The sequence below is a fragment of the Lysinibacillus sp. NPDC097231 genome (assembly GCF_044761885.1).
GTDB lineage: Bacteria > Bacillota > Bacilli > Bacillales_A > Planococcaceae > Lysinibacillus.
Genome location: NZ_JBIWDH010000023.1, coordinates 59,234 through 74,100, shown reverse-complemented (window position 1 = coordinate 74,100; position 14,867 = coordinate 59,234). Strand labels below are relative to the sequence as shown.

General features: G+C 37.2%; 11 protein-coding genes and 1 rRNA gene. 4 read left to right on the top strand and 8 right to left on the bottom strand.

The window, feature by feature from the left end; all coding sequences use genetic code 11:
• From ACIQXF_RS14665 to dnaA, 8 genes are all read right to left on the bottom strand, one after another.
• Positions 1-858, bottom strand: a 16S ribosomal RNA gene (locus ACIQXF_RS14665); the annotation flags it as partial.
• Positions 859-1,481: 623 nt separating this feature from the next.
• Positions 1,482-2,564, bottom strand: a complete 1,083-nt coding sequence (locus ACIQXF_RS14660) for an HD-GYP domain-containing protein (RefSeq protein WP_402783935.1) — start codon at positions 2,562-2,564, stop codon at positions 1,482-1,484.
• Between the two features lie 150 nt (positions 2,565-2,714).
• Positions 2,715-5,180 carry a DNA gyrase subunit A gene (gene gyrA, locus ACIQXF_RS14655; RefSeq protein WP_402783933.1) on the bottom strand — a complete coding sequence of 822 codons (2,466 nt, stop codon included), beginning with the start codon at positions 5,178-5,180 and terminating at the stop codon, positions 2,715-2,717.
• Between the two features lie 25 nt (positions 5,181-5,205).
• Positions 5,206-7,140: a DNA topoisomerase (ATP-hydrolyzing) subunit B gene (gyrB, locus tag ACIQXF_RS14650; protein ID WP_402783931.1), complete on the bottom strand. Its 1,935-nt coding sequence runs from the start codon at positions 7,138-7,140 to the stop codon at positions 5,206-5,208.
• 91 nt (positions 7,141-7,231) lie between these two features.
• The gene (gene recF / locus ACIQXF_RS14645; RefSeq protein WP_402783929.1) at positions 7,232-8,347 is read right to left on the bottom strand and encodes a DNA replication/repair protein RecF; all 1,116 of its coding nucleotides are present in this window, start codon (positions 8,345-8,347) and stop codon (positions 7,232-7,234) included.
• Between the two features lie 3 nt (positions 8,348-8,350).
• Positions 8,351-8,575, bottom strand: a complete 225-nt coding sequence (yaaA, locus tag ACIQXF_RS14640; RefSeq protein WP_402783927.1) for a S4 domain-containing protein YaaA — start codon at positions 8,573-8,575, stop codon at positions 8,351-8,353.
• Between the two features lie 165 nt (positions 8,576-8,740).
• On the bottom strand, positions 8,741-9,877 hold the full coding sequence (gene dnaN, locus ACIQXF_RS14635) for a DNA polymerase III subunit beta (RefSeq protein ID WP_402783925.1): 1,137 nt from the start codon (positions 9,875-9,877) through the stop codon (positions 8,741-8,743).
• A 169-nt stretch (positions 9,878-10,046) separates the two neighbouring features.
• On the bottom strand, positions 10,047-11,396 hold the full coding sequence (dnaA, locus tag ACIQXF_RS14630; RefSeq protein WP_402783923.1) for a chromosomal replication initiator protein DnaA: 1,350 nt from the start codon (positions 11,394-11,396) through the stop codon (positions 10,047-10,049).
• Positions 11,397-12,128: 732 nt separating this feature from the next.
• Between dnaA and rpmH the strand changes: the two genes are divergently transcribed.
• The 4 genes from rpmH (at position 12,129) to jag (ending at position 14,578) form a co-directional block, all read left to right on the top strand.
• The gene (gene rpmH / locus ACIQXF_RS14625) at positions 12,129-12,263 is read left to right on the top strand and encodes a 50S ribosomal protein L34 (RefSeq protein ID WP_004233310.1); all 135 of its coding nucleotides are present in this window, start codon (positions 12,129-12,131) and stop codon (positions 12,261-12,263) included.
• A 101-nt stretch (positions 12,264-12,364) separates the two neighbouring features.
• Entirely contained in the window at positions 12,365-12,709 is a 345-nt protein-coding gene (gene rnpA, locus ACIQXF_RS14620; RefSeq protein WP_402783921.1) for a ribonuclease P protein component, read from the top strand.
• Positions 12,710-13,004: 295 nt separating this feature from the next.
• Positions 13,005-13,775 carry a membrane protein insertase YidC gene (yidC, locus tag ACIQXF_RS14615; protein WP_402783919.1) on the top strand — a complete coding sequence of 257 codons (771 nt, stop codon included), beginning with the start codon at positions 13,005-13,007 and terminating at the stop codon, positions 13,773-13,775.
• Positions 13,772-14,578 carry an RNA-binding cell elongation regulator Jag/EloR gene (gene jag, locus ACIQXF_RS14610; RefSeq protein WP_402783917.1) on the top strand — a complete coding sequence of 269 codons (807 nt, stop codon included), beginning with the start codon at positions 13,772-13,774 and terminating at the stop codon, positions 14,576-14,578. Before yidC ends, jag begins: the two co-directional genes overlap by 4 nt.
• Positions 14,579-14,867 lie beyond the last annotated feature (289 nt).

The following is a 14,867-nucleotide window of genomic DNA, read 5'->3' as shown; positions in this document are numbered from 1 at the left end:
GGGGCGGAAACCCCCTAACACTTAGCACTCATCGTTTACGGCGTGGACTACCAGGGTATCTAATCCTGTTTGCTCCCCACGCTTTCGCGCCTCAGTGTCAGTTACAGACCAGATAGTCGCCTTCGCCACTGGTGTTCCTCCAAATCTCTACGCATTTCACCGCTACACTTGGAATTCCACTATCCTCTTCTGCACTCAAGTCTCCCAGTTTCCAATGACCCTCCACGGTTGAGCCGTGGGCTTTCACATCAGACTTAAGAAACCACCTGCGCGCGCTTTACGCCCAATAATTCCGGACAACGCTTGCCACCTACGTATTACCGCGGCTGCTGGCACGTAGTTAGCCGTGGCTTTCTAATAAGGTACCGTCAAGGTACAGCCAGTTACTACTGTACTTGTTCTTCCCTTACAACAGAGTTTTACGAACCGAAATCCTTCTTCACTCACGCGGCGTTGCTCCATCAGGCTTTCGCCCATTGTGGAAGATTCCCTACTGCTGCCTCCCGTAGGAGTCTGGGCCGTGTCTCAGTCCCAGTGTGGCCGATCACCCTCTCAGGTCGGCTACGCATCGTCGCCTTGGTGAGCCGTTACCTCACCAACTAGCTAATGCGCCGCGGGCCCATCCTATAGCGACAGCCGAGACCGTCTTTCAGTATTTCACCATGAGGTGAAATAGATTATTCGGTATTAGCCCCGGTTTCCCGGAGTTATCCCAAACTATAGGGTAGGTTGCCCACGTGTTACTCACCCGTCCGCCGCTAAATCAGAGGAAGCAAGCTTCCTCATCATTCGCTCGACTTGCATGTATTAGGCACGCCGCCAGCGTTCGTCCTGAGCCAGGATCAAACTCTCCATAAAAGAAATTTGATTAGCTCAAATTGTTTTGCTGGCATCTTTATGATGTCCAAAATTTGTTTTGTTCACTAACGAGGTTAGCTACTAAAAACTATATTGATTACGTTTTGCTTGTTCAGTTTTCAAGGTTCATTACTTCATTTTCAGTGTCACCTCTTGGCGACTCACTAATAATATCAAGAATCTATAACTATGTCAACACTTTCTCAAAAAAAACATTTCAGTAGTTTATATAATCTATTACTCATCTTTTATATCATTATGTTCAAAGGGTTTCAGTAAACGTAATCTTGTCGATAGAATAATTTTCACAGAGCTGAAACTCCTCTCAATTAATCCTTAATGTAATTGCATCCAGCGACTGAGAGACCAATATAACGTTTGCCTAAAGTTGTGTGTCACAGACGTTTCTCCTTTGCACAGAATTGCAACAGGACATGATGACTTCGTACTGATTCTCTCTACCTCAGTAGTTTTCCGACTACTCCTGAAATGGAACCATATCTATAATCATCCCACTACCGATGTGATTAAGGTCTTTTATTTCGTTACATAAACATTTGCCAATAATAGAAGTAAAAAATAAAAAAGGCAAACACCAAAGTTGATGGGTTGCCTTACAACAATTATAAATTTGTTATAATACGTGAAATATAGAAGGTACGATTTTTACCTAAATCAAAAATCTCACCTGAATGACTTAATTTAATTAATGGGCGAGTTGGTGCAAATTTATTTACAAACATTACTTCGCCACGTTCTAAATTAGATAGTTCCACTATTGTACCTATAGGTAGATCAGCAACAATATCTATAAGTGCTCGAACTACTTTTATATCAAACTTTCCAAATTCAGACTCATTAATCATTTCTATTACTTTAAAAGAAGATTGTTTTGATCTATACACTCGCTCACATGTCATTGCATGGAATACATCTGCAATAGCAATAATTTGGGCGAAAATAGAAATATTGGCGATTTTCTCACCCTTCGGATAGCCGCTTCCGTTTAAGCGCTCATGGTGCTGGAAAATAGCCTCTTTCATTGTATCCTTTAAAATCGTTAAATCTTTGACCATATTGTAACTATAAATTGGGTGCTTATAAATCTCATCAAACTCTTGCTCCGTTAAGGTTGTTTTTTTCTCACGGATACGTGGATGAATTTTTGCCATACCACAATCAGCTAGTAACCCTCCAATTGCAACTTGAATGGTCATCCCCCTGTCATAGTCTAATTTTTGTGCAATCACTGAAGAAATCAATGCTGTTGCTACACAATGATGGTATAAATAGTCCTTAGGATTCGAATACTCATTTAGATCAAAAATTATTGTACGGTCTTCTAATACCATTTCTATTAATGGCAAAATAATTGTACGTGCTTTCGCAATATCTACCTTTGCACCAGCTTCCCAATTTTTAAATTCCTTTTTGAATTGCTCTACAGAATTGTCATAGACCTTTTTAAAAGTTGGAATAGCCTCTGGTGGAATAACTAAATCCGTTTCTTTTATCTCTGATTGAATCTCAATACCATCTTTATAAACAGGTACTCTTGAAATATTAAAAGCAAAAAAAACTTGTAAATGCTCATGGGAAATTACTGTGTTTTTAAAAATTATCGGATATTGTGTATTAGCCAAAATATCTTCAGAAATTACTTTACCAACGCGCAACTCTGATATTGGGACAAATATAGTTTCCACGCAATTAACACCTCTTCACTATTTCACTTACTTAATCATTAAGGTTAAATATCATTTTATCATGGAATTCAAAATAATTACTTATTTTTCATGATTTATGCTAAAAAAACCGATGAACGACAAAACGGGTTGTCGTCATCGGTTTTTTCATTATTCCTCTATCTCATCATTTTCTTCATTGGACTCTTCTTCTTTTTCAACCTTCGCTACAGTTGCAACAAGTTCATCATCACCTAAACGAATTAAACGAACTCCTTGTGTGCTACGGCCAATTAATGAGATATCGTTCACATCCATACGGATTAGCATACCATTAATTGTGATAAGCATTAAATCCTCTGAACCATCAACAGTTTTTACAGCTACCATTGGGCCGTTTTTATCAGTGATTTGCATTGTTTTCAAACCTACACCACCACGGCTTTGCAAACGGTATTCTTCTTCAGAAGTACGCTTACCATACCCTTTTTCAGTAACAACTAAAATTTCCTGTCCTGGCTCTATGATTTCCATACCAACTACTTCGTCACCATCACGTAGTTTAATACCACGTACACCACCTGCAGTACGGCCCATTGAACGAATATCATCCTCTTGGAAACGTACAAGCATTCCATCACGAGTACCAATGATCACTTGCTTATCGCCATCCGTTAAACGAACAGAAATCAAATCATCATCTTCTCGTAAACTAATAGCGATTAAGCCATTTGTGCGGATGTTAGCAAATTGTGATACTGGTGTACGCTTTGTAATACCTGTCTTAGTAGTGAAGATAAAGTATGCATCTTCATCAAATGAACCAACACGGATCATTGCTGTTACTTTCTCACCTTTTTCTATATTGAGTAAGTTAACAATCGGTAAGCCTTTCGCTGTACGACCAAATTCCGGAATCTCATAACCTTTTGCTCTAAATACTTTTCCTTTTGAAGTGAAAAATAAAATAGTGTCGTGTGTAGATGTATTCATAAGATGTTCAACAAAATCATCTTCATTTGTACCCATACCTTGTACACCGCGACCACCACGTTTTTGACTGCGATATGTATTCGCAGCTAAACGTTTGATATAACCATTATGTGTTAAAGTTACGACTGAATTTTCAACTGGAATTAAATCCTCGTCTTCAATCATTTCTAAACCGCCAGATGTTATTTCAGTGCGGCGTTTATCATTAAAGCGTTCTTTCAACTCTAATATTTCAGTACGGATGATTTCAATAATCTTAGCTTCATCTGCTAAGATTGCTTTTAATTCAGCGATTAGTACTTGAAGCTCTTGATATTCCGCTTCAATTTTTTCACGCTCTAAACCACTTAAACGGACTAAACGCATATCTAAAATTGCTTGTGCTTGACGTTCAGATAAATTGAATCGCTCCATCAATTGTGGTTTCGCTTCATCACCACTGCGAGAACCACGAATAATAGCAATAATTTCGTCGATATGATCAAGTGCAATACGCAAACCTTCTAAAATATGCGCACGATCTTCAGCTTTCCTTAAGTCAAATTCCGTACGACGACGAATAATAACCTTTTGGTGCTCTAAATAGTGATACAGCATTTCTTTTAAGCTCATTACTTTTGGCTGTCCATTTACTAATGACAGCATGTTAATACCGAAGCTCGACTGCATTGCTGTTTGTTTATATAAATTATTTAATACTACATTAGCATTTGCATCTTTACGTACTTCAATGACTACTCGCATACCACGTCGGTCAGATTCATCACGTAGACTTGTAATACCATCAATTTTTTTATCGCGCACAAGCTCTGCTATTTTTTCAATAAGCTTAGCTTTATTCACTTGGTATGGTAATTCATGAATAAGAATTGTTTCCTTACCATTTGATTTTTGTTCAATCTCTACTTTTGCACGAATAATAATGGAGCCGCGCCCCGTTTCGTAAGCGCGACGAATACCGCTTCGACCTAAAATTAATCCACCAGTTGGAAAATCAGGTCCAGGGATGATTTCCATTAATTCTTCAGTTGTAATAGCAGGATTTTCAGAAAGTGCTATTACTGCATCAATCGTTTCACCAAGTTGATGTGGCGGAATATTTGTCGCCATACCAACCGCAATCCCTGCTGCTCCGTTCACTAATAAGTTTGGATAGCGACTTGGAAGGACAACCGGTTCCTTTTCAGAACCATCATAGTTATCTGTATAATCAATTGTATCTTTATTGATATCACGAAGCATCTCCATTGCAATACGGGACATACGTGATTCTGTATAACGCATTGCTGCTGCTCCGTCACCATCGACAGATCCAAAGTTACCATGACCATCAACAAGCATGTATCGATAGCTGAAATCTTGCGCCATACGTACCATTGCATCATAGATGGAAGAGTCACCATGTGGATGGTACTTACCCATTACATCCCCAACAATACGTGCTGATTTTTTGTACGCTTTATCTGCTGTATTCCCTAACTCTTGCATGCCATATAAAATACGGCGATGTACAGGTTTTAATCCATCACGTACGTCTGGCAATGCACGAGAAACGATTACACTCATCGCATAATCGAGGAAGGATGTTTCAATTTCTTCTGTTATATTAACTCCTTTAACACCGGAGCGTTCTTGTTCTGACAAAGTGTAGACCTCCTCTCAAGAAAAATTAAATATCTAAATTAGCGTATACAGCATTTTCTTCGATAAATTGACGACGAGGTTCAACTTCATCGCCCATTAAACGCTCAAATGCTTGGTTAGCTTTAATTGCATCATCTAATTCAACTTGTAACAATGTGCGGTGCTCAGGATCCATTGTTGTTTCCCAAAGTTGTTCAGCATTCATCTCACCAAGACCTTTGTATCGTTGAACATTTGGTTTTGGCATTTTTGGTAGTCGTTCTAAAATTGCTTTTAAAGTTTCTTCATCATAGCAGTATTCAACATGCTTACCTTGCTTAACTTGATAAAGAGGTGGCTGCGCAATATAAATATAGCCTGCCTCTATTAGAGGTCTAAGGAAACGGAAGAAGAATGTTAAAAGCAATGTTCGGATATGCGCACCATCGACATCGGCATCTGTCATAATAATGATCTTATGATAACGAGCCTTTTCTAAATTAAACTCTTCACCAATACCTGTACCAAACGCAGTAATCATTGCGCGGATTTCGGCATTCGATAATATTTTATCCAATCGTGCTTTTTCAACGTTAAGGATTTTACCACGCAATGGTAAGATTGCTTGGAAATGTCGGTCACGTCCAGATTTTGCCGACCCACCGGCAGAATCACCCTCAACGATATAAATTTCACAGTCTGCTGGATTTGTAGATGAACAGTCAGCTAATTTACCTGGTAAACTTGAAACTTCAAGTGCATTTTTGCGACGTGTAAATTCACGAGCTTTTTTAGCAGCAACACGCGCACGAGCAGCCATTAAACCTTTCTCTACAACCTTACGAGCAACAGTTGGATTTTCTAGCATAAAACGTTCAAAGCCATCTGAGAATAGAGAATTAGTAATTTGGCTCACTTCAGAGTTACCCAGTTTTGTTTTTGTTTGCCCCTCAAATTGTGGATCAGGATGTTTAACTGAAACAATAGCTGTTAACCCTTCACGAACATCCTCACCAGTAAGATTTGCATCTGACTCTTTTAAAAGTCCGTTTTTTCGCGCGTAATCATTAATAACACGAGTCAGTGCTGTTTTAAATCCAGACTCATGTGTACCGCCTTCGTACGTATTAATGTTATTAGCAAATGAAAAAATATTAGAGGTAAATCCAGCATTATATTGCATTGCAATTTCAACTGAAATTCCATCTTTTTCTCCAAGAACATCAATAGGTTCATGAATTGGCTCTTTAGATTGATTCAAATGCTCAACATATGAACGAATACCACCTTCATAATGATACGTAGTAGAACGTTCCTCACCTTCACGTTCGTCAGCAATCGTAATCTTTATGCCTCGATTTAAATAAGCTAATTCACGAATACGATGGGCTAAAATATCATATTCATAAACGGTAGTTTCTTTAAATATTTCTGGATCAGCTTTAAAGCGTGTAGTTGTTCCATTACGGTCTGTATCACCAATAACTGTTAGCTCTTGAATAGTTTTCCCGCGTTCAAATTTAATCTCATGAATATGATCTTCACGATGAACTTGAACGATTGTCTCAACTGACAAAGCATTTACAACAGATGCCCCTACACCGTGAAGACCACCAGATACTTTGTAACCTCCACCACCGAACTTACCACCAGCATGTAGCACTGTCATAATAACCTCTACAGCAGGCTTACCCATCTTTTCTTGAATGCTTACTGGAATACCACGACCATTGTCTTCTACGCGAATCCAATTGTCTTTTTCAATCGTTACTCTTATATCCGTACAAAATCCTGCTAGTGCTTCATCTATACTATTATCAACAATTTCCCATACTAAATGGTGAAGCCCTTTTGAGCTTGTTGAACCGATATACATCCCTGGTCTTTTACGTACCGCTTCTAAACCTTCTAATACCTGTATCTGATCGGCTTCATAAGCTTGGTCTTGTAAACCTTCGTTCTCTATAGCCACGGCTTTCATCTACTCCTTCATAACATCATTGTGTGTAAATGAATGAACAGTCAACCGAGCTGACTATTACCATTCTTTTGTAATCTAAAAAACTACCCAGCTAACTTTCTTCAATCGCTCCTTGTTTCACGTGGAACAGTTGTGCATGCTCCATCGTCTCATGATGAATTCCATCAACACTTGTAGTCGTAACAAAGGTCTGAACTTCACCTTGAATGGTATTTAATAAATGCGATTGGCGATAATCGTCGAGTTCCGACAATACATCATCTAAAAGTAATATGGGTGTTTCATTTGTTTCTTGTTTAATTAACTCAATTTCAGCAAGTTTTAATGACAGGGCGGTTGTACGTTGCTGTCCTTGTGAGCCATACGTCTGCACATCATAGCCATTTACTAAAAACTGCAAATCATCTCGATGTGGACCAACTAGTGTTACACCTCGATCAAATTCACGTTCCTTAGCTTCTCTCAACTTTTTATGCAAGAAGCTTTCAATTTCACTGGAAGTATGCTCTTTATCAATACCAGCGACTGTACGATATTTAATAACTAACGTTTCCTTCCCTTGTGAAATACCAGCATGAATCGGCTCTGCCCACTCCTGCAATAAATCCATAAATTGAAATCTTTTTCGAATAATTTGGGTAGCTGCGTGAATATATTGTTCATTATAGACCTCATACATCACGTCATCAGACATAACTTTGCCTTGATTCATTTTTAAAAAATGGTTACGTTGTTTTAATACTTTCTGAAAGGTTAATAAATCATGTAAATAGACAGGCGAAATTTGCCCAATCTCCATATCAATAAAACGTCGACGTATTTGTGGACTCCCTTTAACAACGTTTAAATCTTCGGGCGCAAACATAACGACATTCATTTGGCCAATATAATGACTTAGGCGACTTTGTTCTATATGATTTATTTTTCCTTTTTTGCCTTTTTTAGAAATTGTAAGCTCAATCGGTAAAATACCATGCCTTTTTTGAACGGCCCCTTCTATTTTACCATAGTCTGAATCCCAACGTATCAATTCTTTATCGTTCGTCGTTCGATGGGATTTAGCCATCGCCAATACGTATATAGATTCCATAACATTTGTTTTTCCTTGCGCATTTTCACCAATGAAAACATTAATTTTTGGAGAGAAGTTTAAAGCTAAGGCATCATAGTTACGGTAATTTATAAGTTTTAACTGCTCTATATGCATAATCTACTGACCAGCGGATCCAACGATACGAAATCGACCACATCCAGGAATATTTATAATGTCTCCATCACGTAATTTACGACCACGGCGATCATCCACTTCTCCATTTACATATACTTCATTTTCTTGTAAAAACCACTTTGCCATGCCACCAGAACTAATAGCATCGGTCATTTTTAAAAGCTGCCCTAACGTGACAAACTCCACATCAATTTCAATGTCCTTCATAGCTGTGTTCCCCTCCAAATCCAAACTGTCTATCTCTCTATCATACCTAAAAATTCGTCATAAGTAAAAAAAGATAGCCGCAATTAGCGACTATCCAAACGTTTTTCAGAGCTTATTTAGCTTAAAAATGTGGAGTTATCCACTCCATCAAAAGTAGTTTAATTTTTAATAAGTGCGTACAGGTAAAATCAACTGTAATATCGCATCATCATGAACAGAGCGTAAAATAAATGGTCTCATTGCTCCAGTAAATTGAATGACTACATCTTGACCATCGATTGCTTTTAATGCTTCCATCATATATTTTGCACTGAAAGAAATTTTTAAGCTCTCTCCTTCTAATGCTTCAACAGGGATTTCTTCTTGAACTTTACCGATTTCTGGAGAATTAGAAGAAACTTCGACAGCTTGATTATCTAAAATTTCAAAACGCACAACGTTATTACGATCACCACGGGCAACAAGGGATGCACGATCGATAGCCTGCAATAATGCTTTACCGTTAATCGTTATATTTGTTTGATATTCCTCAGGGATTAAACGTGTTGTATCTGGGTAATTACCTTCAAGTAAACGAGAGAAGAATAGTACTTCTCCAGTTTTAAATAATACTTGTTGGCTAGTAATAACAATTTGGACAAGGTTAGTTGAATCCTCTAAAACTTTATTTAACTCATTTAAACTTTTACCAGGAATTACGACACTGTGTTCAACTTCAGGTAAATTTTCCAACTGCACTTTACGTCTTGCTAAACGGTGACTATCTGTTGCAACACAGATTAATGTTTCGTTTTTGATTTGCCAGTTTACACCTGTCAACACCGGTCTACTTTCTGAAGTGGCAACAGCGAATACTGTTTCACGGATAATCGACTTTAATAAGTCAGCAGGAATAGTAAATTTTTGATCTTCCGTTAATTCAGGTAATAAAGGATATTCAGTAGCATCAGAGCCAATTAAATGGAATTCTGATTTACCTGAACGAATATGAGTTTGGAAACCAGGTGTTACTTGTATTTCTACCTCATTTGTTGGTAACTTACGTACAATTTCGTTAAACATACGTGCTTGAACAACAATTGATCCTGTTTCTGTAATATGAATAATTTGTTGACCATCTTCTTCAACTGGAATAAATGTTTGAATCGTGATATCTGCATCACTACCTGTTAAGCGAATACCCTCATCTGTCACATCAATTTTAATCCCCGTTAAGATTGGAATCGTTGTTTTGGAACTTACGGCTTTCATGACATCATTTAAACCTTCTAATAAACGGTCACGTAAAATATCAAATTTCATTCATTTTCCCTCACATATTTATATTATTTATTTATATAAAATAAAAAAGATATAGTAATAGGTCCTGTGGATTTGTGGATAAGTATCTTTAAGTGAATAAAATCAGTCTATCCACATGTAGATAGACTGTGTATAAGTTTGTGTTTAAATAATTGAGTTGTCCACAGTATTATTTCCCTAGCATGCTTCGAATTTGTTTAATATCTTGTTGCAGCTGAACCTCACTTTTTAACATAGAAGATATCTTTTCGTGAGCATGGATAACAGTCGTATGATCACGTCCACCAAATTCTTCGCCAATTTTCGGCAACGAAAAATCGGTTAATTCGCGGGATAAATACATTGCAACTTGCCGTGGGAAAGCAATTAACTTTGTTCGTTTTTTAGCGGCAAAATCCTCTAAACGAATATTAAAATGCTCTCCTACTGCATTTTGAATGTCTAATATTGTGACAGTTCGTGGCTTCGAATTAGGAATGATATCCTTTAATGCTTCAGCAGCCAAAGTCGCGTTAATATCCTTGTTAACAAGGGATGAATAGGCAACGACGCGAATAAGCGCACCTTCAAGCTCCCTAATATTGGAGTCAATCTGGTTCGCAATATAGAGCATGACTTCATTTGGTACATCAAGACCATCAGCCTTTGCCTTTTTTCGAAGAATGGCAATACGAGTTTCCAAATCAGGTGGTGCAATATCAGTGATTAATCCCCATTCAAAACGGGAACGTAAACGATCTTCCAAAGTCGGAATTTCCTTTGGTGGACGGTCACTAGAAATAACGATTTGTTTTGATTCTTCATGCAATGTATTAAAAGTATGGAAAAATTCTTCCTGAGTTGATTCTTTTCCAGCTAGGAATTGAATATCATCAATTAGCAGTACATCTACATTGCGGTATTTATTGCGGAAATCGAGTGCTTTATTATCTCGAATTGAGTTAATAAATTCATTTGTAAATTTTTCAGATGATAAATATACAACCTTAGCATTTGGATTATGTTCCAAAACATAATGGCCAATTGCATGCATTAAATGTGTTTTGCCAAGCCCTACTCCCCCATAAATAAAAAATGGGTTATAAGCCTTCGCAGGCGCTTCTGCGACAGCTAGCGAAGCAGCATGTGCAAAGCGGTTACCAGAGCCAATAACAAAAGTATCAAACGTATACTTCGGGTTTAACATACCTGGTGAAATATCATGATGATCGTTATTTTTTGCTTGGATAATCGGCGCTGGTAAATCAAAATCGTCCGAATCCTGGTTTTTTTGAACAACAAACTTAATAAGCAAGTCTTCGCCTGTAAGCTCCGTTAATATACCTGTAATCAAATGAATATAATGATTCTCAAGCCAGTCTCGAGCAAACGAATTTGGCGCGGCAATAGTCACTGTAGATCCACTACCATTGTAGGAAAGTAGTTTTGTAGACTTTAGCCACGTCTCGAAGCTTGGTTTAGAAATTTTTTGTTCAACTTGAGCCAGGACATTATTCCATAGTTCTTCTAAATGTTCCAAGCTGCTAATCTCCTTTACAGTTCAATACAATTAAAAAATAGCGCATTTATAGAAATGGTAAATACGTTCATTTAACAACTCGTCCACAAAATCACAAGTTGTGGATAAAAGTTAACCAAAGGCTGTGATAAAAATTATCCACAGCATATTAACAGTTGTGGATAATTTAAAAGTTCATTTCAGTTTTCAACAAAGTGAAGCACAGTAATCGTATCAGAAAAACAAAGCTATTTCAATAGTTTGTGAAACTTATCCACATACCGTTCATTTATGCACTTCCTAGTTGTCCACAAGCACTGCTTATGTGAAAAAGCTGTAGATAAATGTTGTGGATAAAAAATAATGCAAAAAATACTATACACAACTTTGTGTAAAAAAAACAAGTACTCTGTGGATAATTTATCTTTATTCAATAAATATGTTTCTAACAGATAAGTTTTTGTAATGTATTTAGTAGGTGTCCAAGCATCTATTGAAAAAAGAAGGACCTAGCCCATTAACTTCATTCCTGTGAAAACAGCTAACTGATCTACATTTTGCAGGCCTCAACACTATTTTTATCTGCGCAACAGCGTTAATTACCCAAGGAAATTGAAAGTAGAAAATGATAGACATAGATTCAATTAACAAAGAAATTTATGAAATTCATTGACAAAATAGCTAGATACTTTATATAATGTTCAGGTCTGTATGTTGAAAAATTCAACTTTCATTCAGGAGGTGTCTATATAAATGAAACGTACTTACCAACCAAAAAAACGTAAGCACAGCAAAGTTCACGGTTTCCGCGCACGTATGAGCACGAAAAACGGTCGCAAAGTTCTTGCTGCTCGTCGTCGTAAAGGAAGAAAAGTTTTATCAGCATAAAATAAGTCCACTGAGCCACATCAGTGGTCTTTTTTTTCTTTATTTTTGGTAAACCTAGAAATGAGGATCAATAAGATATTATCTAGTAGCAGGTGAAAGTAATGAAAAAACGCCAAAGAGTGAAAAAAAACGAAGATTTTCAAAAGGTGTTTAAAAAGGGTAAATCTTTCGCTAATCGTCAGTTTGTCGTTTATTTTTTAATGAAAGAGGGACAAACAGAATTTCGTGTAGGTTTATCGGTTAGTAAAAAGCTTGGGAATGCGGTAACACGCAACCAAATTAAACGCTATATTCGACAAAGTATCCATGAATTAAAGGATGAGATAAAGCCGAATATGGACTATGTTATTATCGCCAGACAACCGGCGGCCACTATGGATTTTCATGAAGTGAAACAAAGTTTGCAGCATGTACTACGAATCGCAAAGGTATTGAAGAAAGCGTAATACGGAGGGCAGCCAAAGTGGTGAAGAAGCATTTTTCAACAAGCATTTTTACTCGAAATCGAAGCGGTGAAAATACACCAAGGGGTATTTTGATGATATTTCACAGTAATAAATGTTAAATTAGTAACATTGCTCAATAAGTATGTGAATATTGTTAGAATATTTAGTAGAGTGAAACGTTACATGCGTGATAAAATAACTGATAACTTTATTCGGTAGCAGGAAACTGAAAATGAATAAAGCACAACGCATATAGATTTAGAAAAAGTGAATAGTATTTGTAGGGGGAAGAAGGTTGAAGAAACAACTTTGGGTAATTTTGTCGCTAGTATCAGTAGCATTACTTCTTTCTGGTTGTACGGAATTCAATGAACCAATCTCCAAAGAAAGCACAGGCTTCTGGAATGAATTTATTGTTTGGCCTTTAGTATCAGCGATAAAATACTTTGCTGATTTGCTCGGTTCATATGCATGGGGTATCATTGCGGTAACGATTATTATTCGTTTAGCAGTTCTTCCATTGATGATTAAACAAACAAAGAGCTCTAAAAAAATGCAAGAAATTCAACCTAAATTGAAAGAATTGCAAAAGAAGTACGCTTCTAAGGATGCACAGACACAGCAACAGTATCAGCAAGAGATGATGAAGCTCATGGGTGAGTCTGGTGTAAACCCAGTCTCTGGATGTTTACCAGCATTCATTCAAATGCCAATTTTATTTGGTTTCTATCATGCAATTAGTCGTATGAATGCTACACCTGACTTTATTTTAGGGAATTTCTTTATTTTCCCACTAGCAGATCCTGCACCAGCATTAGCGATTACTGCAGGTTTAATGCAATTTATCGTATTACGTACGGGCCCAGCAATGGACAACCCACAAATGAAAATAATGATGTACATTATGCCATTCATGATTATCGCTTTCGGTATGACATTACCAGCAGCTTTATCACTATACTGGGTAATCGGTAACATTATCTCGATTATTCAAAACCTGTTTATTTATAAACCTTGGAATAAAGATAAAACACAACCTGCTCAAAATGGAGGGGCTAAAAAGTGAAACAACTTACGCAAATAGGCGCAACAACACAAGAAGCGATCTCATTGGCGTTACAGAAACTTGGCAAAACCCGTGAACAAGTAGATGTTGAAGTTTTACAAGAAGGTAAAAAAGGATTTTTAGGTTTTGGGGCACGTACTGCTGAAGTACGTGTGACAGTAAGGGAAGTACAGGTTCCAACAATTGACACAGCAAAAGCTGAACAGCCAGATACAACTCAATTGGACGAGCCAACAGTAGTAGATGATGTTGAAACAATAAGTTCACAAGTTTCTGAACAACCAAGTGAAATCGAAGCTATTCAACAAGTCGTAGAGGAACAAAAAGAAGAAGAAGAAGCCTTGATAGATCCTATTGAAGAAGCCAAAGCTTACTTAATAAATATAGCTAAGCAATTGGATATTCCTGATCTTGAAATTGAAACGACACGCGAAGGGAAATATGTATTACTTCAACTAAAATGCGAGAAAGCTGCGCTGCTTATCGGGAAACGTGGCCAAACATTAAATTCCCTACAGCAATTAACACAACTTGTGTTAAATAAAAGTGCTAAGCAATTCTTGATGGTGAAATTAGACGTAGAAAACTATCGTGAACGTCGTCAGGAGGCTTTAGAGTTACTTGCAGATCGTATGGCGGATAAAGCACTTCGCTTAAATCAACGTGTGGCATTTGAGCCGATGCAGTCGTACGAAAGAAAAATTATTCATAATCAACTGGCTAATCGCCTTGATATTGAAACATACTCAGAAGGAGCGGAGCCTAATCGTTATTTAGTAATTGAGCCAGTAAAGAACGATTAAACTTCGTAAAAAACATACAGACAAAGCTAAAGTCATTTTATCGTCATGATAAGATGACTTTTTTATGTTTGAAAAACTAGTATGTCAATGAAATTAAGGTGTCCTATTAAATAAAGCGTGGCTCTTCGGCAAAACGAGGGGGAATTGGTGCTTTCCCATAGGAAGCTTTGCTTGTGCGAAAGCGAAGCGACAGCATTTTGATTTTTTTATCTGTTAAAGTAACGAACTATAGATTTTTAATTGTGGACAACCAAGGGCATAGTGTTCGTTTAGGCTAAAGAATTAAATT